At 75.0% G+C, this 26856-nt stretch carries 21 protein-coding genes; 10 read left to right on the plus strand and 11 right to left on the minus strand.

The genetic code is table 11. The annotated features are described in order from the left end of the window. Nucleotides 1–118 precede the first annotated feature (118 nt). The 3 genes from coaE to SH587_RS21440 form a co-directional block, all read right to left on the minus strand. A complete protein-coding gene (coaE, locus tag SH587_RS21430; RefSeq protein ID WP_320672695.1) occupies nt 119–715 on the minus strand; it encodes a dephospho-CoA kinase in 597 nt (198 codons plus the stop codon). Nucleotides 716–854: 139 nt separating this feature from the next. Then, nucleotides 855–2252, minus strand: a complete 1398-nt coding sequence (gene rpsA / locus SH587_RS21435) for a 30S ribosomal protein S1 (RefSeq protein ID WP_320672696.1) — start codon at nt 2250–2252, stop codon at nt 855–857. Nucleotides 2253–2424: 172 nt separating this feature from the next. Then, complete coding sequence (locus tag SH587_RS21440; protein WP_320672697.1) at nt 2425–3339, minus strand: DUF559 domain-containing protein; 915 nt, start codon at nt 3337–3339, stop codon at nt 2425–2427. A gap of 256 nt (nt 3340–3595) precedes the next feature. Here SH587_RS21440 and SH587_RS21445 point away from each other — a divergent pair, with 256 nt between their 5' ends. From SH587_RS21445 to SH587_RS21455, 3 genes are all read left to right on the plus strand, one after another. After that, the gene (locus SH587_RS21445) at nt 3596–4849 is read left to right on the plus strand and encodes an NAD(P)/FAD-dependent oxidoreductase (RefSeq protein WP_320672698.1); all 1254 of its coding nucleotides are present in this window, start codon (nt 3596–3598) and stop codon (nt 4847–4849) included. A 67-nt stretch (nt 4850–4916) separates the two neighbouring features. Continuing rightward, the gene (locus SH587_RS21450) at nt 4917–5273 is read left to right on the plus strand and encodes a GNAT family N-acetyltransferase (RefSeq protein WP_375341797.1); all 357 of its coding nucleotides are present in this window, start codon (nt 4917–4919) and stop codon (nt 5271–5273) included. Beyond that, nucleotides 5270–5674, plus strand: coding sequence for a (4Fe-4S)-binding protein (locus tag SH587_RS21455; RefSeq protein WP_320672700.1), 405 nt, complete (start codon nt 5270–5272; stop codon nt 5672–5674). The genes SH587_RS21450 and SH587_RS21455 overlap by 4 nt, the downstream gene beginning before the upstream one ends. 10 nt (nt 5675–5684) lie before the next feature. On the opposite strand, the gene purT is transcribed toward SH587_RS21455, so the two are convergent. Beyond that, on the minus strand, nt 5685–6908 hold the full coding sequence (purT, locus tag SH587_RS21460; RefSeq protein ID WP_375341798.1) for a formate-dependent phosphoribosylglycinamide formyltransferase: 1224 nt from the start codon (nt 6906–6908) through the stop codon (nt 5685–5687). 249 nt (nt 6909–7157) lie between these two features. Between purT and SH587_RS21465 the strand changes: the two genes are divergently transcribed. Next, on the plus strand, nt 7158–8270 hold the full coding sequence (locus SH587_RS21465; protein ID WP_320672702.1) for a coiled-coil domain-containing protein: 1113 nt from the start codon (nt 7158–7160) through the stop codon (nt 8268–8270). Here SH587_RS21465 and SH587_RS21470 read toward each other — a convergent pair. The 4 genes from SH587_RS21470 to SH587_RS21485 all read right to left on the minus strand — a co-directional run bounded on the left by SH587_RS21470 (nt 8267) and on the right by SH587_RS21485 (nt 12414). Then, nucleotides 8267–9121 carry an ABC transporter ATP-binding protein gene (locus tag SH587_RS21470; RefSeq protein WP_320672703.1) on the minus strand — a complete coding sequence of 285 codons (855 nt, stop codon included), beginning with the start codon at nt 9119–9121 and terminating at the stop codon, nt 8267–8269. The genes SH587_RS21465 and SH587_RS21470 overlap by 4 nt on opposite strands. Then, the gene (locus SH587_RS21475) at nt 9118–10194 is read right to left on the minus strand and encodes a FecCD family ABC transporter permease (protein ID WP_320672704.1); all 1077 of its coding nucleotides are present in this window, start codon (nt 10192–10194) and stop codon (nt 9118–9120) included. Before SH587_RS21475 ends, SH587_RS21470 begins: the two co-directional genes overlap by 4 nt. Beyond that, nucleotides 10191–11273, minus strand: coding sequence for a FecCD family ABC transporter permease (locus SH587_RS21480; RefSeq protein WP_320672705.1), 1083 nt, complete (start codon nt 11271–11273; stop codon nt 10191–10193). The genes SH587_RS21475 and SH587_RS21480 overlap by 4 nt, the downstream gene beginning before the upstream one ends. A gap of 76 nt (nt 11274–11349) precedes the next feature. Next, nucleotides 11350–12414, minus strand: a complete 1065-nt coding sequence (locus tag SH587_RS21485) for an ABC transporter substrate-binding protein (RefSeq protein ID WP_320672706.1) — start codon at nt 12412–12414, stop codon at nt 11350–11352. 162 nt (nt 12415–12576) lie between these two features. Here SH587_RS21485 and SH587_RS21490 point away from each other — a divergent pair, with 162 nt between their 5' ends. From SH587_RS21490 to SH587_RS21500, 3 genes are read left to right on the plus strand one after another with little or no spacing between them, the layout of a single operon-like run. Continuing rightward, nucleotides 12577–14040 (plus strand): acetate--CoA ligase, encoded by a 1464-nt coding sequence (locus tag SH587_RS21490; protein ID WP_320672707.1) that lies wholly within the window; start codon nt 12577–12579, stop codon nt 14038–14040. 53 nt (nt 14041–14093) lie between these two features. Continuing rightward, complete coding sequence (locus SH587_RS21495; protein WP_320672708.1) at nt 14094–14606, plus strand: RNA polymerase sigma factor; 513 nt, start codon at nt 14094–14096, stop codon at nt 14604–14606. Beyond that, nucleotides 14603–15220 carry a methylated-DNA--[protein]-cysteine S-methyltransferase gene (locus SH587_RS21500; protein ID WP_320672709.1) on the plus strand — a complete coding sequence of 206 codons (618 nt, stop codon included), beginning with the start codon at nt 14603–14605 and terminating at the stop codon, nt 15218–15220. The genes SH587_RS21495 and SH587_RS21500 overlap by 4 nt, the downstream gene beginning before the upstream one ends. A 54-nt stretch (nt 15221–15274) precedes the next feature. Here SH587_RS21500 and SH587_RS21505 read toward each other — a convergent pair whose 3' ends face one another. The 3 genes from SH587_RS21505 to SH587_RS21515 form a co-directional block, all read right to left on the minus strand. After that, nucleotides 15275–18301, minus strand: coding sequence for a hypothetical protein (locus tag SH587_RS21505; protein WP_320672710.1), 3027 nt, complete (start codon nt 18299–18301; stop codon nt 15275–15277). A 26-nt stretch (nt 18302–18327) separates the two neighbouring features. Continuing rightward, nucleotides 18328–20064, minus strand: coding sequence for a hypothetical protein (locus tag SH587_RS21510; RefSeq protein WP_320672711.1), 1737 nt, complete (start codon nt 20062–20064; stop codon nt 18328–18330). A gap of 225 nt (nt 20065–20289) precedes the next feature. Beyond that, complete coding sequence (locus SH587_RS21515; RefSeq protein ID WP_320672712.1) at nt 20290–23001, minus strand: DNA polymerase I; 2712 nt, start codon at nt 22999–23001, stop codon at nt 20290–20292. Between the two features lie 139 nt (nt 23002–23140). Here SH587_RS21515 and SH587_RS21520 point away from each other — a divergent pair, with 139 nt between their 5' ends. The 3 genes from SH587_RS21520 (at nt 23141) to SH587_RS21530 (ending at nt 26853) form a co-directional block, all read left to right on the plus strand. After that, a complete protein-coding gene (locus SH587_RS21520) occupies nt 23141–24289 on the plus strand; it encodes a DUF4932 domain-containing protein (RefSeq protein ID WP_320672713.1) in 1149 nt (382 codons plus the stop codon). Between the two features lie 420 nt (nt 24290–24709). After that, complete coding sequence (locus tag SH587_RS21525; protein ID WP_320672714.1) at nt 24710–26119, plus strand: NAD-dependent malic enzyme; 1410 nt, start codon at nt 24710–24712, stop codon at nt 26117–26119. A 14-nt stretch (nt 26120–26133) separates the two neighbouring features. Next, entirely contained in the window at nt 26134–26853 is a 720-nt protein-coding gene (locus SH587_RS21530) for a hypothetical protein (protein WP_320672715.1), read from the plus strand. The last annotated feature ends 3 nt before the right edge of the window (nt 26854–26856 follow it).

The raw sequence follows: 26856 nt of genomic DNA on the forward strand, positions 1-26856 counted from the left end.
GGCCGCGGGCGGTTGCCGCCGCGGGGGGCCGCCGGACGGGCGGCGGGACGCGAGCCGGCCGGCCGCGGGCGGCGCGGCGCCGGGCTGGCGCGGTACGAGGACAGGCGGGGGTCGGTGCTCACGGGTGCAGCTCTTCCAGGACGGCGGCGAGACGACGCTCCAGGTCCTCGACCGAGCCGTCGTTCACCACCGTGTACGTCGCCCGGGCCGACTTCTCCTCCTGCGAGAGGTGGCGGGAATTGCGTTCGTCGACCCCGTGGTGACCCCGCTCCTCGGCCCGCGCGCGGCGGACCGCCTCGGGAGCGATCACGGCGATCGTGGCGTCGTAGGCGTCCTGCATGCCCGCCTCGAACAGCAGCGGCGTCTCGACCACCGCCGCCGCCGGCCGCGGATCGGCGGCCTCGGCGTCCTGGCGGAAGGCGATCACGGCGGCGCCGACGCGCGGCCAAACCTGCGACTCCAGCCACTGCCGCTCGGCCGGATCGGCGAAGGCGAAGCGGGCCACCGCGGCCCGGTCGACGACCCCGCCAGGCGCGACCGCGCTGCCCCAGCGGGCCACGACCAGGTCGCGCAGCTCGTCGCCGGCGTAGAGCTCGTGGACGACCTCGTCGGTCGAGAGGGTGCGGGCGCCCAGCCGTTCGAGCGCGGCCAGCGCGGTCGACTTGCCGGCCGCCAGGCCGCCGGTCAGGCCGACGAAGGGGACGGTGCCGGTCACGGCCGGGCTCCGAGGGCAGCGTGCATCGTCTCGGGACGGTAGCGGTGGGCGCCGTCGACAAGCGCCGCGGAACGACCACGGCCCGCCGGATGGCGGGCCGTGTGACGGTTCCTGCGGAGCGGCCGGGTGGCCGCGAGGTTCAGGCCTCCTCGCCCGCCTCGCCCTCGGCGGCCGGCTCCTCGGTCGCCCCGGCCTCGGCGGCCTCGGCCTCGGGGGCCTCCTCGGCCGGCGCCTCGTCGGCGGCCGGAGCCTCCTCCTCGGCGGCCGGAGCCTCGTCGCCCTCGGTCGCCTCGGCGGCCGGGGCCTCGTCGGCGGGGGCGTCGGCGAAGACGTCCTCGCTCAGGCCCAGGTCGGCGTCCGAGCCGCCCGAGGTGTGGGCCAGCTCGTCGCCCTCGTCCGCGGTGACCTCGCGACGGGGCAGGATCTGACCCTCGACCCGCTTGACCGAGAGCGACAGCCGGCGGCGGTCGTCGTCGATCTCGAGGATCTTGACCTTGACGTCGTCACCCGGGTGCACGACCTCACGCGGGCTCTCGACGTGGTGCGCCGCGAGCTCGGAGATGTGGACCAGGCCCTCGACGCCCTCCATGATCTCGACGAAGGCGCCGAAGGTGACCACCTTCGTGACGGTGCCCTCCAGCTCGTCGCCGACGTTGTAGGTGTCGACGACCCGCTGCCACGGGTCCTCCTGGGTCTGCTTGAGACCGAGGGAGATCCGCTGCCGGTCGCGGTCGATGTCGAGGACCTTGACCTGGACCGTGTCGCCGATCGAGACGACCTCGGTCGGGTGGTTGACGTGGGTCCAGGACAGCTCGCTGATGTGGATCAGGCCGTCGATGCCGTTGAGGTCCACGAACGCGCCGAAGTCGACGATGTTCGAGATCTGGCCCTCGACGATGACGCCGGGCTGCAGGACGTCCAGGATCGCCTGGCGCTGCTCCTTGCGCTCCTCCTCCAGCACCGCACGGCGGCTGAGGACGACGTTGTTGCGCTGCCGGTTGAGCTCGATGACCTTGCACTCGATGATCGTGTGCAGGTACTCGTCGAGGTTCGGGACCCGGCGGATGTCGACGAGCGACGCGGGCAGGAAGCCCCGGACGCCGAGGTCGATGATCAGGCCGCCCTTGACGACCTCGATCACGGTGCCCTCGACCGGCTCGCCGGTCTCCTGAGCGGCCTCGATCCGCTTCCAGGCGCGCTCGTAGCGGGCCTGCTTGCGGGAGACCTTGAGGCGACCCTCGTCGTCCTCCTTGATGAGGACGAGGACCTCGACCTCCTCGCCGAGCTCGACCTCGTCGTTCGGATCCGCGTTGCGGCGGATCGACAGCTCCTGCTGCGGGATGACGCCTTCGGACTTGTATCCGACGTCGACCCACACTTCGTCCGGGTCGATGCGAACGACCTGGCCGGTGATCACGTCACCTTCGCCGAACGGCGGGAAGGTGGCGTCGTAGTTGGGAACAATCTGCCCGTCGACGTTCAGCAGAAGGCCGTCAGAGCCCTCTACCACCGTCGCGGGGGTCTCGGTGGTGGACATATGGACGGCCAAGGGTAGCGCGATGGCGCCACCCGATGCGGGGCGCCTGCGGTCGGCGCGGGCGACGCTCGATCGCCGTCTCGCACCGCCGCCGCCGCGAGTCGGCGATCGGCCGTCCCGGCGACGTCCGATCGCGTGCTCGCGCCCGGCGCCCGCCCCGAGACCGCGATCGTCAGACCGCGGTCCGCAGCAGCAGCGCGAGCCGCACCAGGAACGCCTCGGACTCGTCCCGCAGCTGCCGCCAGGTGACCCGGACGACGCGGTAGCCGTGGGCGGTCAGCGTGGCGTCGCGGGCGCGGTCGCGCTCGAACGCGCGGCGGCCGCCGTGGAACGCGAAGCCGTCGACCTCGACCACCACCCGCTGCTCCGCCCACAGCAGGTCGACCTCGACCCCGAGCAGGCGGGCGTTGCGCCGCGGCCGGGGCAGGTCGGGGACCCGGGCTATCAGCGCCGCCGCCCGCCGCTCGGCCTCGGAGCGCGAGAAGCCCGGCCCAGCCGCGTCCGCCAGCGCCCGCCGCAGGGCCTCGGCGCCGCGCCGGCCCGCCGACCGCCGCAGCTGCTCGGCGAGCTCGCGGTCGCGCACGACGCCGCCGGCCCGGGCGCGGTCGAGCAGCGCGCCGAGCTGCGACGGCGTCAGGCCGGCCGCGAGGTCGCGGATCGTGCGCGCGGGCGCGACGACCGGCAGCCCCGCGACCCGCCGTCGGTCGGCCGGGGGAAGCGTCGCCGCCGCGTGGCCGACGATCGCCGGTGCACGGCGCGGCGGGCCGCCGCCGACGACCGTCACGTCGACCGCGCCCGGGTCCTCGCCGAGGCCCCAGAGCTGGAGCGCGGTGCGGTGCGAGAGCAGCGCCTCGTCGGCCCGGCAGACGAGCAGCGCCGCCTGCTCGCGCGCGAGCGGCAGCGGTCGCCGGTGGCCGACGAGGTAGGCGCCGCGGAGCCCGTCCGGGAAGCGGTGCAGGCGGCCCTGCTCGAGCCGCCGCTGGACCATCTCGCGCGTGATCCCGACCGCCAGCAGCTGGCGGCGCGTGACGACGCCGCGCTGGCGGGTGGCCAGGTCGGCGATCGTCCGGTCCGGTCGGTTCGTCATCTCGTCGCTCCGTTCGTCGTGAGTTCGCGAAGCGACGTCGTGGGGACGTCGTCGCGCGGACTGGCGGGCGGCGGAGGCCGCGAGATCGCGATTGGCCGCGCGCCGCGCCCGACGGCGACGATGGCGCGGCGAACGGCCCTCGCCCGCATCCGGCACGAGGTTGGAGCAGGATCGGCACGGGGCCGTCGCGGGCCGCCGCAGCGTCGCCCCACCGCCGGCCGGCGACGGGGGACGGGCGCTACGATCGGGCGTTCAGATGCCGGTTCGAGCCACCAAGCGCGGTGACGAGCGCACGCCCATCGACCTCGACTGCGACGTCCTGATCTGCGGGGCCAGCTTCGCCGGCCTCTCGGTCGCCCGCGAGCTGGCGGGGACGACGAAGCCGGACGGGTCGCCGCTGCGGGTGGTGGTGATCGACCGCTACGAGATCGGCGAGCGGGCGACGTCGGCCTGCGCCGCGCCGCTGCCGTGGGTCGAGGCGCTGGGCCTGGGCGAGTCGGTCCGGCAGGTCTTCCCGGAGATCGTGCTGCGGACCCGGCTGAAGCGGTTCGCGTGGACGCTGCCGCAGCCGTTCTGCACCTTCGACTACCGGCTGCTCTGCCGGCTGCTGGCCGAGCAGGGCGACTTCCTGTTCGAGACCGCGAAGGTCGAAGGCCGCGTCGGCCCCGACGGGCAGCTGGTCGGCGCCGGCGCCGGCGGGCCCTCGCTGGCCGGCGAGGACGTGATCCGGATCCGCACCGACCGCGGCGAGATCCGCGCCCCACTGGTCGTCGACGCGCTCGGCTGGCGGCGAGTGCTCGCGCCCGCGCGCGAGGAGAACATCCAGCCGCCCGAGGCCTACCTGTCGCGCGGGCTCGAGGTCCATCCCCCGGGCTCGTCCGGCGAGCTGGAGCTGTTCCTCGACCCGACCTACGTGCCGGCCGGCTACTCGTGGGTCTTCCCCGCCGACCACGAGGTCCGTGTCGGCGTCGGCTCGTTCGACCCCAAGTACCACGTCAAGGACCCGACGCTGCGGCTGGCGTCCGACCTCGACTGGGATCCGGTCCGCTTCCAGGGCAACTGGATCCCCCACAAGCTCCGCCCGGCGACCGGCGACGGTCTCTTCTTCGCCGGCGACAGCGCCGGCCACTGCCTGCCGCTCTCCGCCGAGGGGATCCGGCCGGCGCTCTACTTCGGCCTCGCCCTCGGGCGCGAGCTGCGGCTGGTCGTCGAGGGCCAGCAGACCCGCGAGCAGGCCCTCCGCCGCTACGCCGCGCTCTCGGCCGAGAAGGAGCCGGCCTACACCTGGCTGCTGCGCTTCCAGCGCCTGACCGGCTGGCTGATCCCCCGCCGCCGCTCCGTCACCTCGGCGATCAGCGCCTGCTCGCTCGGCCCGGTCAACCGCCGCGCCTGGGCCCGCTACCTGGGCGCCTTCCCGCCCTCGTACGTCGACGACGGCCCCGCCCGCCCCGGCGCGACGGGGGACCGGCCGGCCGCCCCGGCCGACGCGGTCGCCGCCGCGTCGGCCTGAGGCGCCGCCTCAGCTGCAAGGGCCTGATTTCCCGACGCCGAACGGGGCCCGCGAACGCTGTGGGAGCATGGCTCGACCGGCGCCCTCGACCCCTCACCGCCGGCAGCGAAGGAGCAGCATGGCCACCGACGTCCGAGACAACCCCGACGAGCACCGCTACGAGGCCCGCACCGACGACGGACTCGCCGGGTTCGCCGAGTACCAGCTGGTCCGCGGCGACCGGATCGTCTTCACCCACACCGAGGTCGATCCGAAGTTCGAGGGCCAGGGGATCGGCAGCGCGCTGGCCAAGGGCGCCCTCGACGACGCCCGCGAGCGGGGCCTCCAGATCGTGCCGATCTGTCCCTTCATCGCCCGCTACGTGCACAAGCACCCGGAGTACGTCCCGCACCTGGACGAGCGGATCCGGAAGGCGTTCGAATGACCGCCAAGCGCTACGTCCGCGACGACGACGCCGCCACCGTCACCTTCGACCCCGCCCGCTGCCTGCACGCCGCCCGCTGCGTCAAGGGCCTGCCCGCCGTCTTCGACACCGCCAAGCGGCCCTGGATCCAGCCCGGGAACGCGGAGGTCGACGCGCTCGCCGAGGTGATCGCCCGCTGCCCCAGCGGCGCCCTCCACCTGGAGCGCGCCGACGGGACGGTCGAAGCGCCGGAGCGGCCGACCAGCGTCCGCCGTCACGGCCACACGATCGTCCTCCGCGGCGAGCTGGCGATCGAGCTGGCCGACGGCAGCGTGCTCGACGACGTCCGGGCCACGCTCTGCGGCTGCGGCCACAGCGGCAACCAGCCGTTCTGCGACGCCGCCTGCTCGAAGCGGGACTGACCCGCCCGGCTCAGCCGCCGACGCGCACCCGCGCGGCGGCGGCCGTCGCCCGCTCGCGCGCCTGGTCGACGTCGTCGGCCACCGCCAGCGCCACGCCCAGCCGCCGGCCCGGTCGCGTGTCCGGCTTGCCGAACAGCCGCAGCTCGACCGCCGGGTCGACGGCCAGCGCCTCGCCGACGCCCGCGTAGACCGGCGCGTCGTGGTCGCCGAGCGCCTCCGGCCCCAGCACCACCGCGCTCGCCGCCGGCCCCCGCAGCGGCACCCGCCCCTCGCCGTCGGTCGGCACCGGCAGCCCGAGGATCGCCCGCACGTGGAGCGCGAACTCGCTCAGGGTCTGCGAGGCCAGCGTCACCATCCCGGTGTCGTGGGGCCGCGGCGAGACCTCGCTGAACAGCACCTCGTCGCCGCGCACGAACAGCTCGACGCCGAAGATCCCCCAGCCGCCGAGGCCGTCGACGACCGTCCGCGCGACCTCCTCGGCGCGGGCCGCGGCAGCCGCGCCCATCGGCTGCGGCTGCCACGACTCGCGGTAGTCGCCGCCCTCCTGGGTGTGGCCGATCGGGGCGCAGAACGACGTCCCCCCGGCGTGGCGGACGGTCAGCAGCGTGATCTCGTAGTCGAACGCGACGAAGCCCTCGCAGATCACCCGCGAGGCCCCGACCCGGCCCGACTCCTGGGCGTAGGTCCAGGCCGCGGCCGCACCACCCGGCTCGTGGACCACCGACTGGCCCTTGCCGCTCGACGACATCACCGGCTTGACCACGCAGGGGGTGCCGAGCGCGGCGACCGCCGCCTCCAGCTCCTCGGCCGAGTCGCAGAAGCGGTAGGGCGAGGTCGGCAGCCCCAGCTCCTCGGCCGCCAGCCGCCGGATGCCCTCGCGGTCCATCGTCAGCCGCGCCGCCCGCGCGGTCGGGACCACCCGCAGCCCCTCGGCCTCCAGCTCCTGGAGCACCCCGGTGGCGATCGCCTCGATCTCCGGCACCGCCAGCAGCGCCGCGCAGGGCCGCGCGCGCTCCTCCTCCAGCACCGCCCGCAGCGCCGCCGGGTCGGTCATCGTCACCACGTGGCGGCGGTGGGCCAGCGCCATCGCGGGCGCGTCGTCGTAGCGGTCGACGGCGACCACCTCGCAGCCCAGGCGGACCGCCTCGAGCGCGACCTCGCGGCCCAGCTCGCCGCTGCCCAGCAGCACCAGCCGGACGGCGCTCGCCGTGCCCGGGGTGCCGATGGAGGTGATCGGGACAGGGGTCTCGTCGGCCATCGCGCGCGAATGATCGCGGGTCGCAAGATCCGTTGCAGCGCCGGTTCGCGCTAGAGCCGGACGACCCCCCGTTGCTAGCGTCGCACGCGTCCTGCGGTCGTTCGCCGTCCGCCGGGTCCGTCGCCGCTGCCGCCCGCGACGGAGCGCGCCGTCCGCGCGCCGAACCCGAAACGCCACTGCATGCCGCCGCTCGCTCGCCGTCGTCCCTCCCTGCGCGTCCTCGCCGTGTCCGCCATCAGCGCCTCGGCGCTGACGGTCGCCGCCGGGGCGCCGACCCCGGGCCGCGCCGATCCCGCCAGCGACCGCGCGACCGCCGCCAGCCTGCGGGCGAAGGTGGCCGCCGAGAGCCGCCGGATCGCCGCCACCAACGCCGGCCTCGCCCAGGCCGAGCAGCGGCTGGCCGCGCTCGACCAGCGGGTGAACCAGCGCCGCAGCCAGCTGACCGAGACCCAGGACCGGCTGGTCCGGGCCCGGATCCGGCTGACGACGCTCGAGCGCCGCGCCGACCGCGCGACCGCCGTCCTCTCCGAGAACCTGGTCACCGCCTACGAGAACGGCCGCCCCGACATCGTCAGCGTGGTCCTGACCTCGAAGGGCTTCGCCGACCTGCTGGAGCGGATCGAGTTCTACAAGCGGATCAGCCGCCAGAACGGCCTGATCCTCGACCGCACCCGCGACGCGCGAACCGCCGTCCGCCACCAGGCCGCCGACCTCGAGGTCACCCGCGTCCGCTTCCGCAAGCTGGCCGCCGACGCCGAGGCCGACCGCGACCAGGCCGACGTGCTCCGCAACGCGCTGCTGCGCCGCCAGGCCGACCAGCTGCGTCAGCGCAACGGCACCGCCAGCCGCCTGCGGGCGGTGCGGGCGCGGATCGCCCGCGTCGAGCGGCGCCAGGCCGCGGCCGCCGCGGCCGCCCGCGAGGCGACGACCGCGACCAGCGCCGCCCCGCGCTCGTCCGGCTCCAGCGCCCCCTCGGCGGCCGGCGGCGGCGCCGTCGCGCGCGTGATCTCGGCCGCCAACGAGATCGCCTCGACCCCCTACGTCTGGGGCGGCGGCCACGGCGGCGCCTCGGGCGGCTACGACTGCTCGGGCTCGATCAGCTACGCGCTGGCGGCCGCGGGCCTGCTCTCCTCGCCGCTCGACTCGACTGGCTTCATGAGCTGGGGCGAGCCGGGTCCGGGCAAGCGGATCACCGTCTACGCCAACGCCGGCCACGCCTTCATGATCGTCGACGGCCGCCGCTTCGACACCAGCGCGCTGCGCGGGGGCGGCACCCGCTGGACGAACGAGTCGCGCAGCACCGCGGGCTTCGTCGCCCGCCACCCGCCGGGGCTCTAGGCCCCCGCGGCGACCGCCTGCGGCGCCGTCGTCCGCTCCCCCGCCCGGCGGCGGGCGGCGGGGACGACCAGCGGAGTGCCGGTCTCGGGATCCGGGATCACCCGGCAGCGGAGGCCGAAGACCCGCTCGACCAGCTCGGCGTCGACGATCGCCGACGGGTCGCCCTCGGCCACGATCTCGCCCTCGCGCATCGCGATCAGGTGGGTCGCGTAGCGGCAGGCGTGGTTGAGGTCGTGGAGGACCGCGACCATCGTCGCGCCCTGCTGCTCGTGGAGCGTGGCGCAGAGGTCGAGCACGTCGACCTGGTGGGCGATGTCGAGGTAGGTCGTCGGCTCGTCGAGCAGCAGGATCGGCGTCTCCTGGGCCAGCGCCATCGCCAGCCAGACCCGCTGCCGCTGGCCGCCCGAGAGCTCGTCGACGGCCCGCCCGGCCAGCTCGCGGACGCCGGTCGCGCGCAGCGCCGTGTCGACCGCCCGCTCGTCCTCGCGCGACCACTGGCGCAGGATCCCCTGGTGCGGGTAGCGACCGCGGGCGACGAGGTCGGCGACGGTGATCGCGTCGGGGGCGATCGGCGTCTGCGGCAGCAGCCCCAGCCGCCGCGCGACCTCCTTCGACGGCAGCGAGGTGATCTGCTGGCCGTCGAGCACGACGCTGCCCGCGCGCGGCTTCAGCATCCGCGCCAGCGCCCGCAGCAGCGTCGACTTGCCGCAGGCGTTCGGCCCCACGATGACCGTGAACGAGCCGTCGGGGATCGTCACGTCGAGCCCGTCCGACACCGTCCGCGCGTCGTAGGCCAGGGTCAGCCCCTCGCCGCGCAGCCGCGGCCCGGGAACGTGGTCGTGGTCGCTCATGCGCGCCTGCTCCGCCACTCGTTGGACAACAGCCAGATCAGGTAGGCCCCGCCGAGCACGCCGGTCATCACCCCGACCGGCAGCTGGTGGCTGGGGAAGATCCGCTGGCCGCCGAGGTCGGCGAGCAGCAGCAGCACGGCGCCGGTCAGCGCGGCGGTGCCGACGCCCGGTCCGGTCGCGCGGGTCAGCCGGCGGCCGATCTGGGGCGCCGCCAGGCCGACGAAGATCACCGGGCCGGCCGAGGCGGTGGCGACCGCCGTCAGCCCGACCGCCACCAGCACCAGCAGCAGCCGCGAGCGCTCGACCTTGACCCCCAGCGCCTTCGCCGCGTCGTCGCCCATCTCCATCATCCGCAGGTCGCGGGCGAGCACGACCACCAGCGGCAGCAGCACCACCAGCGCCAGCGCCACCGGCCGCACGTGCTCCCAGCCGCGGCCGTTGAGGCTGCCGGTGATCCAGACCCAGGCCGCCTGCGCGTCCTCGAGCCGGGCGCGGGTGATCAGGTAGTCGGTGATCGCGGCCATCAGCGCCGCCATCCCGATCCCGACCAGCACCAGCCGGTAGCCGGCGACGCCGCCGCGGTAGGAGAGCGCGTAGACGACGATCGCCGCCGCCAGCCCGCCGATGATCGAGGCGGTCGCGGTCGCCGCCGCGCCGCCGCCGAGGACGACGATCTGGAGCACCGCCCCGGCCGACGCGCCCTGGGTGAAGCCGACGATGTCGGGGCTGCCGAGCGGGTTGCGGGAGATGCTCTGGAGGATCGCCCCGCCGGCCCCGAGCGCCGCGCCGACCAGCAGCGCGGTCAGCGCCCGCGGCAGCCGCAGCGTCTCGATCACGAACTGGGTGCCCTGGTCGCCGCCGCCGAGCAGCGTCTCGACCACCCGCCCGGGCGCGATCGGGTACTCGCCGGTGCCGATCGACAGCACCAACGCGACCAGCGCGATCACCGCCAGCGCGGCGCAGACGGCGACGGTCCGCGGCGCGACCCGCAGCGAGGCGCCGACCAGCGGCACCCGCACGATCCGGCCGAGGCCGGCCGGCGGACCGGGGATCGGGGCCTCGGCGGTGCTCACAGCTGGGCGATCCGCGCGCGGCGGACGATCGCGATGAAGACCGGGGCGCCGATCACGGCGGTCACGATCCCGACCTCGAGCTCGCCGGGCCGGTTGACGATCCGGCCGAGCACGTCGGCGCCGAGCAGCAGGATCGGCGCCAGCACCATCGAGTAGGGCATCACCCAGCGCTGGTCGGGCCCGACGATCGCCCGCGCCACGTGCGGCACGGTCAGGCCGACGAAGGCGATCGGCCCGGCGGCCGCGGTCGCGCCGCCGCAGAGCAGCGTGATCCCGACCGCGCCGAGCAGCCGGGTGCGGCCGATCCGGGCGCCGACCGCGCGGCCGGCCTCGTCGCCGAGCGCGAGCGCGTTGAGCGGCCGGCCGAGCAGCAGCGCCAGCACCAGGCCGGCGCCGATGAAGGGCGCGATCGCCCCGGTCAACGAGGCCTCGTGGCCGGCCAGCTCGCCGACCTGCCAGTGGCGGTACTGGTCGAAGACGCGCGGGTTGAGGATCGTCACGCCGTAGACGACCGACATCAGGGCGAAGGTCACGGCGGTGCCGGCGAGCGCCAGCCGGACCGGGGTCGCGCCGCTGCGGCCGGTGGCGCCGAGCGCGTAGACGAGCACCGAGGCGAGCGCCGCGCCGAGGAACGCGAACCAGACGTAGGTCATCAGGTTGGTGCTGTCGAGCAGCGCGATCGCGATCACGACCGCGGTCGCCGCACCGGCGTTGACGCCGAGCACGCCGGGGTCGGCGAGCGGGTTGCGGGTCAGGCCCTGCATCAGCGCCCCGGCCGCGCCGAGCGCCGCCCCGACCAGCAGGCCGAGCAGCGTCCGCGGCACCCGCAGGTCGTGGATCACCAGCGCGTCGTCGCTGCCGTCGGGACGCCAGACCAGGTCCCAGACCCGGTCGAGCGGGATCGACTTGGCGCCGACCGCGATGCTGAGCAGCGCGACCAGCGCCAGCAGGGCGAGGGCGATCGCCAGGCCGGTGGCGCGGCCCGTCGACGACCGGACCCGCACCGGAGGACCGGCCTGGGGGTCGTTCGTCGGGCGGACCGACGGCGCGTCGGGGCTGGTGACGGCGGCGCTGCTCACCGCTCGGGCACCCTAACAGGAAGGGCGCCCGAACCCCGACCTTCCCGGTCGGGCTTCGCCGCCTCGCCCGTCCGGCTCAGGCCGCGACCGCCCGCGCGATCCCCGGCACCAGCGCGTCGAGGGCGAAGGGGATCGCCGTCACCGAGGAGGCGGAGATCGCCATCCCCTGGTCGAGGTCGTCGACCATCACCGTGCGGCCGCGGCGGACGACGTCGAGCCGCTGGAAGATCCGCGACGACCGCATCCCGCGCTGGGCCTCGACGCCGTCGGCCAGCGCCAGCAGCACGTCGAGGTCGGCCAGCAGCTCCAGCCGCTCCTCGCTGAGGTCGACCGCGAACTCGTTGCCGAACAGCCGCCGGATCGCCGGCGGCTGCTCGAAGCCGAGCGCCTTCATGAAGCGCCCGCGGCTGTCGTCGTCGGCGTAGATCACGAACTTGCCCTCGTAGTAGGTGATCGTGGCCGCGGTGGCGCCGGCGAACTTCGGGTGCCGGCGGGCGGTCGCGGCCAGCTCGCCGCGGGCCCGGTCGACCAGCCGCTGGGTCTGCGGGCGGCGGCCGAGGGCGCCGCCGACCAGCAGCGCCATCTCGTCCCAGGGCGCGTTGTAGGCCGGGTAGCCGGCCAGCGGGGCGACGGTCGGCGCCAGCTTCGAGAGCTTCTCGTAGTCGCTCCGCTTCAGGTCGAAGTTGACCGCCACGATCAGGTCGGGGCGGGCGGCGGCGATCTTCTCGAACTCGACCTGCGGGTTGGCCACCAGCACCGGACGGGCGTCGCCGAGCGCCGGCAGCGCCCACGGCCCGACGCCGCGCTTCCACTCCGGGATCCACTGCTGGACCAGCACCGGCACGACCCCCAGCGCCAGCATCGTGTCGTGGTCGGTGAAGCCGTAGGAGACGACCCGCCGCGGCGCCCGCTCGATCGTCGTGCTGCCGTGCTGGTGGCGGACGGTGACCGGGAAGCGCGCCCCGCCGGCCGCCCCGTCGCCGCCGGCGCCGTCCCCGCGAGACCCGCCGTCGTCGCCCCCGCAGGCGCTCAGGCCGAGCGCCGCCGCCCCGGCCAGCGCTCCCGAGAGGAAGCCGCGGCGGGACGAGGGCCAGGCCTCCAGGCGGGTGAGCGGCGAGCGGGGCGGTCGGTCGTGCGGCACGGGGATCTCCGGACGGTCGGGGGGGGGCGTCCACCGGACGGCGGCGGACGAGCAACAGAGGGCACCCTAATTCATCTCCGACCGCAGAGGTCGGCTACCAGGCGCGGCGCCGGCCGTCGGCGCGATCTCCGAGAATCCGGGGACGATGCTCGGAGCCGCCCGGTGAACTTCGCCCGCGACGTCGTCGCCGCCCAGGACCCCGCCCGGCGGGCGCTGGTCGAGCGGGCCCGCGACGGCGGCCGCCGCGAGTGGTCGTTCGGGCAGGTCGCGGAGGGCTCGGCGGCCTTCGCGGCGGTCCTCGACGGGGTTGGCGTCGGCCGCGGCGACGTCGTGATGACGCTGGTCGGCAACCGCCCCGAGTGGGTGCTGGCGATGGTCGCCTGCTTCCGGATCGGCGCGGTCGCGCTGCCCTGCACCGAGCAGCTGCGGGCCAAGGACCTGGAGCTGCGGATCGCCGCCACCGCGCCGCGGGCGATCGTCTGCGACGAGCGCAACCGGGCGACGCTGGAGCAGGCGCTGTGCGGACGCGAGGACGTCGCCGTGCTGCTGGTGCCCGACGCCGCGCTCTTCGCCTCCGGCCGCCCGGCCCCGCCCTACGCCGAGCTGGCGGCGACCGATCCCTGCCTGATCACTTTCACCAGCGGCACCGCCGGCGAGCCGAAGCCGGTCCTCCACGGCCAGCGCTACCTGAGCGGCCAGCAGCTGCAGGCGCGCCACTGGCTGGCGCCCGAGGCCGACGACCTGGTCTGGTGCACCGCCGCCAGCGGCTGGTCGAAGTCGGCCCGCAACGTCTTCATCGCGCCCTGGATCCGCGGCGCCGCCGGGCTGCTGCACGACGCCCGCTTCGACCCCGCCGAGCGGCTGGCGATCGTCCGCGAGGAGCGGGTGGCGGTGCTCTGCATGGCCCCGACCGAGTACCGGATCATCGCCAAGCGGACGACGGTCGAGCCGTGCCCGTCGCTGCACGGCCTGGTCGCCGCCGGCGAGGCCCTGAACCCGGAGGTCCTGGCCGCCTGGCGCGCCGCCACCGGGCTCGACGTCCGCGACGGCTTCGGCCAGACCGAGACCGGCCAGCTGACGGCCAACCCGGCCGGCGCGCCCGCGCGGCCGGCCTCGATGGGCCGGCCGCTGCCCGGCGTGCGGCTGTGGATCGACGACGGCGAGCTGGTCGTCGACCCGGCGACGGTGCCGACCTTCTTCCTCGGCTACCTGGGCCGCGAGCCGCACGACGCCGGCCCCGGCGCGGTCCCCTGGCGGACCGGCGACCGGGTCCGCGAGGACGAGGACGGCTACCTGTACTTCGAGGCCCGGGCCGACGACGTGATCATCAGCGCCGGCTACCGGATCGGCCCGTTCGAGGTCGAGTCGGCGCTGCTGACCCACCCGGCGGTCGCCGAGGCCGGGGTGGTCGCCGCCGACGACCCCGAGCGCGGCAGCGTCGTCCGCGCCGTCGTCGTCCTGCGCGAGGGCCACGCGCCCGGCCCCGCGCTCGCCGCCGAGCTGCAGGAGCACGTCCGCGGCCAGACCGCGCCCTACAAGTACCCGCGGATCGTCGAGTTCCGCGACGCGCTGCCGATGACCACCTCCGGCAAGGTCCGGCGGGCGGCGCTGCGGGCGGAGCCCTAGGCTCGTCACGACGGCCGATCTCACGTTCCGGGGTCGGCGTCCGTCCCTCCGTCGTGCCCGCCCCCGCCCTCCCCTTCGACACCATCGTCGAGCGCCACGGCCCGGCCCTGCTGCGCTTCTGCGTCGCCCGCCTCGGCCGCGACCACGGCGAGGACGCCTTCCAGGAGACCCTGCTGGCCGCGCTCCGCCACTACGACGAGCTGCGCGACCCCGAGGCGGTCGCCGGCTGGCTGTTCGCGATCGCCCACCGCAAGCTGGTCGACGCCGTCCGGGCCCGCGACCGCGCCCCGCAGCCGAGCGACCGGATCGAGGAGCAGCCGGCACCCGCCGCGCCGGCGCCCGGTGTCGACCCGATCTGGCGACGGGTGGCGACGCTGCCGCCGAAGCAGCGGCAGGCGGTCGCCCTGCGGTTCCTGGCCGACCTCCCCCACGCCCAGATCGCCGTCGCGATGGGCACCAGCCCCGAGGCCGCCCGCCGCAACCTCCACGAGGGGCTGCGGCGGCTGCGGGCCGACCCCGCGCTCGCGCCTCACGATCCGTCCCTCCCGACCGTCTCCCGCCCATGACCGCCACCGACCCGACGATCGCCGCCCTCCGCCGCGGCACCCCCGCCGACGACGACGCCTTCGCCCGCGCCCGCGCCCGCTTCGCCGATCGCGCCGGCGAGGCCGGCCTGGTCGACGTCGCCTACGAGGACCACGACAGCCCGCTCGGGCGGCTGCGGATCGGCGCCACCGAGCGCGGCGTGGTCCGGGTCGGGCTGCCGGCCGAGGACCACGACGCGCTGCTCGAGCAGCTGGCCCGCGAGATCTCGCCGCGGGTGCTGCGGGCCGGCAACCCGCGGCTGACCGCGGCCCGCCACGAGCTGGACGAGTACTTCGCCGGCCGCCGGCGGACGTTCGACGTCGCCCTCGACTGGCGGCTGACGCGGGCCTTCCGCCGCCAGGTCCTGGAGGCGACCGCCCGGATCCCCTACGGCGCCACCAGCTCCTACCGGGCCGTCGCGACCGCCGCCGGCAGCCCCAACGCGGTCCGCGCCGCGGGCACCGCGCTGGCCACCAACCCGCTGCCGCTGCTGGTCCCCTGCCACCGGGTCCTGCGGACCGACGGCGCGCTCGGCCAGTACCGCGGCGGGGCCGCGGCCAAGCAGCAGCTGCTCGACCTGGAGGGCCGCGGCTGACCCCGACCCGCCGCGCGGCGGGTCAGGGTCGGCCGTCGGCCGGCCCGCTCGTCCTCAGGGACAGAGCAGGCCGGCCAGGTTGATGTCGGGACTGATGGTGCCGATCGTCGTCCCGCTCGGGCAGACGATCGTGCCGGCCGAGGAGAAGATCCCGGCCTGGCGGTTCTGGGCCCGGAACCCGCTCGGCAGCGCGATCCGGAACCCGTCGATGATCGGCAGGTCGGTGTCGCGGTACTCGACCTTGCCGGTCAGGTCCTTGTTGTCGGTGTCGATGAACGCGCCGCTGCTGATGCCGTCGCTGACCGCGTCGAAGGCGAACTCGCGCACGCTCAGGTTCTCGAACGTGACGAACGTCTTCCGCAGGCTCGGGTTGCGGCAGTCGACGTCCGAGTCTGGCGACATGCAGATCAGCCCGTTGAGCACGATCGGCCCGTGGCTGGCGTCGTCGTCGTCGATCGCCGCCGAGACCAGCGCGTCGTCGTCCGGGGACTCCGGCCGCTTGCAGCCCGGACCCGAGTCGAAGCAGACCTTCAGCGCCCGCGGCAGGTTCTGGAGCGTCGCGTCGATCAGCCCCAGGCTGCCGACGTTCGACTCCAGCGCGATCGTGTCGATCGCCCCGCCGGCCCCGTAGTCCAACCGCACCTGGGGATCGGTCTCCAGCTTGATCTTGGTGTCGCGCTGGGGCCGGTCGATCGTTCCCCGGAAGTACTCGATCGGCTCGTCCGGGAACTTCCGCCGCTCGATCTTGAAGTCGAACGGGTTCGGTGCGTCGGGCAGGTCGAGCGAGATCTCCGGCAGCGGATCGGTGACCACCTTCAGGCCGCGCAGGTGCGAGACCTTGGCCGTGATCGCGAAGCGGGTGTCGGTGTCCAGGTAGATCGCGCCGTCGCGGCCGGGCGGCAGCTCCTCGAAGCCACCGTCCGCCAGCTGGATCTTGATCTCGCCGATCGGATCGATCGCCGAGGCCTCGACCAGCGCCCCGCTCTCGGGCAGCTTCGCCTCGAAGTGCGCCGGCACGTCGTTGACCGCGACCCGGAAGTCGTCGGCCCGGTCGAGCAGCTCCAGGTTCTGGCCCTCGAGCACGATCCGGCCGATCGGCTGGTCGGCGTCGTAGACGATGCTCGTCCCCGCCGCCTGGTCCTGCGTCAGGCCGACCTCGACCCGCCGCGGCAGGTTCTCGATGCTGGCGTGGACGTCGAGGTCGTCACCGGGCTGGCGGACCGTCGCGTCGGCGCTGAAGGGCTTGCCCTCGCCGGCGCGCACCAGCACCTTCAGCGGCTCGGTCCGCAGCTTCACCTGCCGCAGCCCGAAGATCCGGCCGAAGATCAGCCAGCGGTCCTCCTGGTCGCGGTAGATCACGCCCTGCTGGCCGGCGGGCAGGCTCTCGGCGTGCCCGTCGGAGGCCAGCAGCTGGATCGACCCGATCGGGTTGTCGGTCACGAACTCGACGTCGTCGCCGCTCTGCTTCAGGTCGAGCTGCATCGTCGCCGGGATCCCCTTGACCGTCGCGTCCAGGTGGGTCGCGCGGCCGAACAGCGGCTTGGCGCTCTGGGCCCGGACGTTGATCTCGTCGATCCCGCTGCCGTCGCCGTCGTAGACGATCCGCGGCTTCTCCAGATCCAGGATCAGCCGCAGCTCGTGCGGCAGGTCGCGGATCGTCGCCTCGGCGTCGAGGTCGGGCGTGTGGACCGACGCCCGCACCGGTCCCGGCTGGACCGTCGCCTCGATCGTCATCGGCGACGCGCCCGAGAAGCGCGCCCGCTCGAGCCCGAGCAGGCGGGCGGCGAGCGACGTGTAGGAGCCGTCCTGGACCACCTTCACGTAGTCGCCCGGCTCGCTCTCGGTGATCGGGGCGCCGTTCTGAGCGAACGCCGCCTCGATCGCGCCGATCTTGCCGCCGCGGGTGCTGAACCGGAAGTCCTCCGGCCCGGTCTGCTCGACCGTCAGCCCCTGCGGCAGGTCGCGGACGTGGGCCTCGGCCGTCGTCGTGACGGTGTCGTACTCGGGCGCCCCCTTGCGCTTGGTGTAGCGGGCGTCGAGCGCCGCGATCGGGCTGATCGCGTCGTAGTCGATCCGCATCTGGTCGGGACCCGGCTGCGAGAACGCGATGTCGACCTGCCGCGGGAGCTGGTCGATCGAGGCCTCGATCCGGGTCTCGTCGTCGTTCTCCTGCAGCCGCGCCAGCACGTCGACCTTGGTCGAGGTGGTGGTCCGCAGGTGGGCGACGACCCGCGAGCCGAGCTCGAAGTCGACCGACGCCCGCGCCGGCGGCTGCTGGAACCGGACCGCGCCGCCCATCCGGTCGCGACGGCCGAGCCGCGACGCGTCGGGGTTGTAGATCTCGCCGGTGACCGCGACCGGACCGGTGGCGCCGGTCTGGTTGAAGTCGACGCCGAGCTTCAGCGGATCGGGCGAGCCGAAGACGTCGGTCAGCCGCAGCACCGTCTCCCACTGGGTCGGGGCGCTGGACTCCTTCGCGTCGAAGCCGTACGCGATCCGCTTGCGCGGCAGCGAGCCCTTCGAGGGGTCGGCGATGATCGCCTCGACCGAGGCCGGCAGCGGCTTCAGCACGCCGTCGGCGAGCAACGGCCCGACGCGGTCGATCTGGACCACCATCTGGTCGATCCCGAGCACGCGGATCGTGGCCACGAACTCGGCGCCCGGCTTGTCGTCGACGTCGAGGAAGGTCGGGACGTTGACGATCGCCGGGACGTTCTTCACCGCCAGCGAGCCGTCGGGCCGCCGGAACTCGGTGTGGTAGCTGTAGTCGAGGACGTCGAGGTTGCAGGCACCGGTCTCGAGGATCCCGGTCAGGTCCTGCAGACCCGGGACGCCGCTGACCAGCTCGTCGACCTCGCCGACCGGCGGGCAGAGGACGTCCTTCAGCAGGCGGCCGAGCGGCCGGCCCTGCCCGAGGTCGTCGAGCACCGGGCCGAGCCACGGGTCGGGGATGACGTTGAGCCGCTGCGCCGGGGTCGGCGCGGCGGTCGAGGACGCGGGGAGCACGACGGCTCCCGCGGCCAGGGCCGCGGCGACCAGCGCCGCGACCACGTACCGCATCGTCCTGGTGGGGAGAGCCATCGTGCGCTCCTTCGGTCGACCGCCGCCTACGGCAGCTGGTCGGCCGCCTGGCCGGCCGCGCCGTTGGCGGTGCCACCGGCCGGGCTGATGCCGCCCGGGCCGCCGTTGCCGTGGGTCAGCGTCGAGGCCGTGACGGACGCGGTCGCGCCGCCGAAGCTGGCGATCGCCGCGCTCGGGCCGCCGGCGCCGCCGCCGCCCGATCCGCCCTGGCCGCCGTTGCCGCCCTTGCCGCCCTTGCCGCCGAGACCGGTCTCGCCGTCGACGTCCTGGAAGAGGCCGCCGTCGGTGGTCAGGCCGCCGGCGCCGCCCTCGCCGCCGATGCCGCCGGAGCCGCCCTGGCCGCCGTTGCCGCCGGGCGCGCCGTCGCCGGCGATGATCGCCGAGCCGTCGACCACGGTCACGCCGGAGGCGCCGAACAGGTAGACGCCGAAGGAGCCGCCGCCGGGATCGCCGGCGAAGCCCTTGGTGCCGCGCTCGCCGCCGGCGCCACCGCCGCCGCCGCCCGCGCCGCCGCCGTCGTCGCAGAGCGCGCCGCCCTGGCCGCCGCCCCCGCCGCCGCCACCGCCACCGGAGCCGGTGGTGCCGTCGGTGCCGTTGGTGGCCGCCGCCGCGACCCAGGTCGCGCCCGCGCCGCCGAGGCTGTTGGACCCGCCGAGGCCGTTGGCCCCGTCGACGCCGTTGCCGCCGTCGCTGCCGGCCGCGCCGTTGTCGCCGCCGTCGCAGCCGTGGCTGCTGCCGCCGCCGCCGGGCGCGCCGCCGGCCGGACCGTTGCCGGTCGCGCCGCCGCTGCCGTTGTTGTCGCCCTCGCTGCCGCCGTTGCCGCCGGCGCCGCCGGTGAAGCCGAAGAGGTTGCCCCCGGCTCCGCCGCCGCCGGCCGCGCCGTCCTCGTCACCGGTGCCGCCGGACTCGCCGTTCTTGCCGATCCGGCCGTGGTCGCCGTTGGCGTTGCGTCCGCCGGCGACCGCGTCGAGCGCCCGCACCCGGGCCCGGCGGATCGTGATCTGGGAGCCGCCGAGGACCCGCAGCCCGTAGGCGCTGCGACCGGCGTCGGCATGGCCGCGCAGCTCCAGCAGCTGGATCTCGGCCGTCACGCCGCTGGCGACCGCCGCCTGCGGGGCGCCCTCGATCCGGGTCGCGCTGGGGATCGCGCTGCGGCTCCAGCCGTCGTTGGCGCGGTAGCCGCCGTACAGGTTGACCCCGTCCTTCAGCGTCACGCCCGCCGGGTTGTCGTCGGCGAAGATCGCGCTGTCCAGGTAGACGTCCTTGCCCTCGGTCGACGCCGTGTCGATCGCGGCCTGGACGGTCCGCTTCGGGGCCGCCTTGGTGCCGGCCGCGGCGTCGTCGCCGGTCGGGGTCACGAAGATCCCGGCGGCGGGATCGCCGTCGAAGCCGTCGCAGTTGCTGTCGACCGCGTTCGGATCGGGCGGATCCGGGATCCCGGGCCGGATCGCCGGGTCGTGGTCGTTGCAGTCCTCGGGCACCGGCGAGCCGTCGCCGTCGGCGTCCTTCGACGGCGGGACGTCGTCGAGCGGGTTCTGGCAGTCGGTGCCCTGGTCGAGCTCGGCGCCGTCCTTGATGCCGCCGCCGTCGGTGTCGGCCGAGGAGAGCGGGTTGCAGCCCTCCAGCAGCAGCTCCTCGAGCGTCCCGCCGCCGTCGCGGTCGAGGTCGAGCAGCCCTCGGTCGAGCCCCTGCAGCGGGTTGAGCAACGGCTGCAAGAGCGGCTTGAGGATCGTCGGCCGGGCCTCAGCGCCAGCCGGAACCATGGCCGCCGTCCCGAGGACGGCAACCGTCACCACTACGACACGCGATCGCATATCCACCCCTCCACTGGTCCGCGAGCGTGACCACCGCGCTCGCGGGCCGCATCAAACCACTTGGAGACACGCGGATGCAAGCCGATTTACCGGTGCTTCACCTTCGTGTGCCTTTCGGCGGAGCCGGGCATCAGCCACGCCGGGGAGGCGGCGCGGCTGATGCCGCAGCGGCTGCTACTTGGCGTCGACCCAGGTCCGTCCGACGCCGCCCTCGACCTTCAGCGGCGGGTCGTGCGGCCACGGGGCGACCATCTCGCGCTCGACCAGCGCGCGGACGTCGGCCATCTCGTGCTCCGGGCCCTCCAGCAGCAGCTCGTCGTGGATGGTCAGGATCATCCGGGTCTCGACGTCGGCCTCGTCGAGCGCCCGCCGGACGCCGATCATGGCCAGCTTCATGATGTCGGCGGCGGTGCCCTGGATCACCGTGTTGACCGCGTAGCGCTCGCCGAGCCCGCGAACCTGCGGGTTGCGGGCCTTCAGCTCGGGGATCAGCCGCCGGCGACCGAAGAGCGTCCGCACCTCGCCCGCCTCCTTCGCCTGCTCGATCGTCGAGTCGATGAACCGCTTGACCCCGGTGAAGCGGGCGAAGTACGCCTCGATCATCTCCTTCGCCTCCTCGCGCGGGATGTCGAGGCGGTCGGCGAGGCCGAAGTCGGTCAGGCCGTAGGCGATTCCGTAGTTGACCATCTTCGCCTTCGACCGCTGGCCGGCGTCCAGCTCCTCGGCGGGCACGTCGAAGACCGAGACGGCGGTCGCGGTGTGGACGTCGCGGTCCTCCCGGAACGCCTCGCGGAGGGTCTCCTCCTCGGCGTAGTAGGCGAGGATCCGCAGCTCGACCTGGCTGTAGTCGCAGGAGAGCAGCACCTGGCCGGGCGCGGCCTCGAAGCACTCGCGGATCCGGCGCCCGAGCGCGGTCCGGACCGGCACGTTCTGCAGGTTCGGGTCGCTCGAGTTCAGCCGCCCGGTCTGGGCCACGGTCTGCCCGAAGGTGGTGTGGATCCGGCTCTCGGGGTCGGCGAGCGCCAGCTGCGGCAGCACGTCGAGGTAGGTCTTGGCCAGCGTCGACAGCTCGCGCCAGCGCTCGATCCGGGGCACGATCGGGTGCTCGTCGCGGATCGCCTGCAGCACCCGCGCGTCGGTCGAGTAGCCGGTCTTGCCACGGCGCTTGCGCGACAGGCCCAGCTCCTCGAAGAGCACCTCCCCCAGCTGCTTCGGCGAGCCGATCGTGAAGCTGCGGCCGGCGTCGGCGTGGATCTGCTCCTCGAGAGTGGCGATCTCCGCCCGGACCTCGGAGGCGACCGCCTCCAGCCGCGGGACCGACATCCGGATCCCGATCCGCTCCATGTCGCGCAGGACCCGCACCAGCGGCAGCTCGACCTCGTGCAGCAGCTGGTCCATGCCGGTGCTGACGAGCAGCGCCCGCTGGTCGACCGCCAGCAGCGCGATCCGAGCCGCGGTGGCGCCGGCGACGTCCTCGATCGCGACCGCGAAGTTGCGCTCGTCGGCCAGCTCGTCGAGCGGGTAGCCGCGCCGCTGCGGCTCCAGCAGGTACGCGGCCAGCAGCGTGTCGTGGCGAACGTCGTCCGGCACTTGGTCGAGCGCCTTGGCGTCGTGGCAGACGATCGGCCGCTCGCCGAGCGCCGCGACCAGCGCCGCCGGGGTCGCGCAGCCGCCGACCAGCAGCTCGACCGGCTGCTGGTCGCCGTCGAGCCGGGCGACCGCGAACCGCAGCGGATCGGCGGGGACGTCGCCGTCGCTGCCGCCCTCGCCGTCGCCGAGCGCCTCGGCCGCGTCGGGGTCGAACAGCTGGCCGCCCTCCTGGGCCCGCTCGGTCGGCTCGACCACCGCCACCGCGACCGGGCGGCGGTCGGCGGCGGTCGCCGAACCGCCGCCGGGCGGGGCGTCGAAGGGCGCCAGGATCGTCGCCAGCTGGTCGAGTGCGACCTCGCGCAGCGGCAGCTCCAGCGCCTTGCCGGCGGGACCCTTGGGGCGGCCGTCGCCGTCGAGCAGCGGCTCCAGCCGCCGCCACGGGTCGCGCAGCTCGAAGCGCTGGAAGGTCTCGCGCAGGACCTGGGCGTCCGGCGTCGCCTGGAGCAGCGCGTCGAGGTCGAGCTCGACCGGCAGGTCGGTCCGGATCCGGGCCAGCTCGCGCGAGATCCGGGCGTTCTCGGCGTGCTCGGTCAGGTTCTCCTTGCGCTTGGCGCCGGAGACCTGGTCGATCGAGCTCAGCACCCCCTCGAGGTCGCCGAACTGCTGCAGCAGCTGGGCGGCGGTCTTGTCGCCGATCCCGGGGACGCCGGGGATGTTGTCCGAGGTGTCGCCCTTGAGCCCGTAGAAGTCGGGGATCAGCTCCGGCGGCAGCCCGTAGCGCTCGATCACCGCGTCGCGGTCGTAGGTCTTCGTGTCGGTGATCCCGCGGCCGGTGGCCATCACCGCGACCATCCCGTCGGGGTCGATCAGCTGGAAGATGTCGCGGTCGCCGGTGACGATCACCGTCCGCAGCCCCTTCTCGCGCGACTTGACGGCCAGCGAGCCGATCACGTCGTCGGCCTCGTAGCCCTCGAGCGAGACGTTGGCGAACCCGAACGCCTCGGCGATCGGGGCCAGGTGCGGCCACTGGGCCCGCAGCAGGTCGGGCTTCTTCGACCGCTGGGCCTTGTACGCGGGGTAGATCTCGCCACGGCCGGAGAGGCCGGCGTCCCAGGCGACGGCGGTCGGCACGTGGCCAAGCGTCTCCCGCATCTTCACCAGCATCGAGCTGAAGCCGAAGATCGCGTTGGTCGGTTCCCCGCGCGAGGTGGCGATCGACTCCGGCAGCGCGAAGAACGCCCGGTAGGCCAGCGAGTTGCCGTCGAGCAGGAGCAGGTCAGGGGGACGGGTGGCCACCGGGCCACGATATCCCCCGGCGCGGCGTGGCCGACGGCCCGTCGCCGTCGCCGCGGATAGGCTCGCCGGCGGGGTGCGCGGACGGCGGCGACGAGCGGCGGCGGGAACCAGCGGGCCGGGTCGCGGCCGGCGAGCGACGGTGCCCGTGCTGCTGGCCGCGATGGCGCTGGCGACGGCCGGCTGCGGGGGCGACGGCGGCGGCGACCGCGACCGCGGCGGGCCGCCGACGACGGCCGCGCCGACGACCGCCGACCGGACGGCGACCACCGCCACGAGCCCGCGATCGCCGACCACCGCGACCGCGCGCGAGGCCGTCCGGCGGCTGCCGGTGGCGGTCGACCGGCGGGTCGAGCTGCTGTCGATCCTCTTCCGGCTGGCCGGCGCCCCGCCCTACCCACAGGCGGCGACGCCCTACGCGCGGGCGGTCGACGGCTGGTTCGGGCGCTGGCGCGACGACCCGGCGGTGGCGGCGACCCGCGCGCTGGTGGCGGGCGGGATCGCCTACGACGGGCCGATCCAGCTGGCCGTCCAGCTCGACGACCGCGGGCGGCTGGCCGTCCCGCGGGCCGACCTCGACCCGCGTTGGCGGTCGGTCGACGTGGCGCGCTACCTGACGCTGGTGCGGCGGTTCGCGCGGAGGGCCGACCTCGACGGCTTCCTGCGCGGGCAGCGCGACTACGCCGCGGCGGTCGTCGACGCCGACCGCCGACGGCTCGCCGATCGCCCGATCCTCGACTGGTACGAGCGGCTGCTCGGCCGCCGGCCGGGGGCCCGCTACGCGGTCGCGCCTGGGCTGCTGTCCGGTGGCCACAGCTTCAGCGCCCGCGGCCACGAGGGGCAGGCGGTGCTGCTGGTGCTGTTCCTCGAGGCGCCCGACGCCGCCGGCGTGCCGCGGCCGACCGACGCCAGCGTCGAGTTCCTGGCCCACGAGCTGGCCCACAGCTGGGTCAACCCGATCGTCGCCGCGGCGACGGGGCGGCTGCGACCGGCCGCCGAGCCGGCGTTCCGGCGGGTCGCCGAGGCGATGCGGCGGCAGGCCTACCCGACGCCGCGGATCATGGTCGAGGAGGCGGTGGTGCGGGCCCTGACCGTGCTCTTCCTGCGCGACCGGGTCGGCGCCGACGCCGCCGCCCGCTCGCTGGCCGAGCAGCAGCGGCTCGGCTTCGCCTGGACCCCGGCCCTGGTCGACGCCCTCGACCGCCTGCGCCGGGCCGACGGCGGCCGCCTCGACCCCGACGCCGCCGTCGCCGCGACCGCGCGGGTCCTGCGGGCCTGGACGGCCGGCTGATCGCGGCGTACCGCGCTCCCGGCGACCGCCGCCCCACCGGGGGCGTGGCGCGCTGCGCCCGTCTGGCCGGCCGAGCGCGCCGCACCCCGACGGGCCGCCGGGGTGGGGCGCGCCTTGCCCGTCTGGCCAGCTCCACGCGCCGCACCCGTCGAGCCGCTCCGGGGTGTGGCGCCCACGCCCGCCGCCCCAGCCCCACGCGCCACACCCACCGGGCCGGCCGGGGTATGGCGCGCTACGCCCGGCTGGCCGGCGGAGCGCGCCATACCCCCGAGACGAACCATCCGGGCCGTGGCCCGTCGGGCCGCACGATGCCGTTCGCGCCAGCTTCCGGATCCCCAGTGCTCACCGGGCGGGAGGGTGTGTACTTGCATACAAGGTCGCGCCGTGGAACGGGGGTTTCCGGTAGTACGGTTCCGCCCCGTGACCGGCACTCCGTCCGCGCAGTATTCGATCGTCCTCCGCGTCGAGATCGACCACAAGCCGGGAGCCCTCGGCGAGGTCGCCTCGGCCATCGGCCAGGCCGGGGGCGTGATCGGGGACGTGGCGCTGGTATCGGTATCGGGCGACACGCTCGTGCGCGACATCACGATCGCCGCCGGCGACCAGGGCGCGTGGGACCGGATCGCCGCGGCGATCAACGAGCGGCCCCAGGCGAAGGTCGTCGCCGTCACCGACCGGACCTTCCAGGTCCACGAGGGCGGCAAGATCGAGGTCCGCGCCAAGCATCCGCTGAAGACCCGCGACGATCTGGCGATGGCCTACACGCCCGGCGTCGCCCGGGTCTGCGAGGCGATCGCCGCCGACGAGTCGCTCAGCCACGAGCTGACGATCCGCAAGAACACCGTCGCGGTCGTCACCGACGGCACCGCGGTCCTCGGCCTCGGCGACATCGGCCCCCAGGCCGCGATGCCGGTGATGGAGGGCAAGGCCGTCCTCTTCAAGGAGTTCGCCGACGTCGACGCCTTCCCGATCGCGCTGTCGACCAAGGACGCCGACGCGATCGTCGAGACGGTCAAGGCGATCGCCCCGACCTTCGGCGGCATCAACCTGGAGGACATCTCGGCGCCGCGCTGCTTCGAGATCGAGGACCGGCTGAAGGCCGAGCTCGACATCCCCGTCTTCCACGACGACCAGCACGGCACGGCGATCGTGACGATGGCCGCGCTGCTCAACGCCTGCAAGATCACCGGCAAGCGGCTGGAGGACCTGTCGGTGCTGGTGACCGGGCTCGGCGCGGCCGGGATCGCCGTCACCAAGATCCTGCTCGCGGCCGGCGTCAAGGACATCATCGGCGCCGACTCGCGCGGGCTGGTCTCGACCGAGCGCGCGGACTACCAAGACGGCTCGATGAACAGCGTCAAGCGCTGGTACGCCGAGATGTCGAACCCCGAGCACCTGACCGGCCATCCGGGCGACCACCTGGGCGGGCGCGACCTGTTCATCGGGCTCTCCGGCGCGCGGATCTTCGAGGCCACGAAGCTGGCGACGATGAACTCCGACGCGATGGTCTTCGCGATGGCCAACCCGAACCCGGAGGTCTCCCCCGAGGAGGCCGCTCCCTACGCGCGGATCATCGCCACCGGCCGCTCCGACTACCCGAACCAGATCAACAACGTCCTCGCCTTCCCGGGGATCTTCCGCGGCGCGCTCGACGCCCGCGCGAAGCAGATCACCGAGGGGATGAAGATGGCCGCCGCGCGCGCGATCGCCGACCTGGTCGCCGACGAGGACCTGCGCGAGGACAACATCATCCCGTCGGTCTTCGACCGCGACGTGGCCCCGGCCGTCGCCGCCGCGGTCGCGCAGGAGGCGCTGGCCGAGCACGCCTAGGCCGGGACGACGCCGTGAGCGGGCTGCTCGACGAGGTCCTGGCCGCCCACGGCGGCGTCGAGCGCTGGCGGTCGACGACGGCGATCGCCGCCCGCGGACGGCTGGAGGGCCTGCTGCCGAAGCGGTTCCCCGGCGAGCGGCTGGCGCGCTTCGACGTGCGGGTCGACGTCGCCGAGCCGCGGACCGTCCTGCGGGACTTCCCCCAGGTCGGCCAGCGGGCCGTGCTCGACGGCGGCCAGGTGCGGATCGAGCGCGCGGACGGCGAGTTGCTGGCCGCCCGCGCCGACCCCCGCTCGGCCTTCTCCGGGCTGCGCGGGATCCGCCGCAACCTCCGCTGGGACCCGCTCGACGTGGCCTACTTCGCCGGCTACGCGTTCTGGAACTACCTGACCGCGCCGCTGCTGCTGACCCGCGACGGCGTCACCGTCAGCGAGGGCGAGCCGGGGCCGCGGGGCCGCCGGCTGCGGGCCACCTTCCCTGCCGGGTTCGACACCCACTGCCGGCGCCAGACCTTCCACGTCGACGGCGACGGCCTGATCCGCCGCCACGACTTCGTCGCCGAGCCGGTCGGCCGCTGGGCCGCGGCCGCCCTCCACTGCGACCGCCACCGCGAGGTCGACGGCCTGGTCCTGGCCACCCGCCGGCGGGTGCTGCCGCGCGGACCGGGCGACCGCGTCCTGCCCCGGCCGACCCTGCTGGCGCTGGCCTTCGACGAGATCGCGATCGAGCGCTGAGCG

This window comes from Patulibacter defluvii (assembly GCF_034096925.1).
Taxonomy (GTDB): Bacteria; Actinomycetota; Thermoleophilia; order Solirubrobacterales; family Solirubrobacteraceae; genus Patulibacter; species Patulibacter defluvii.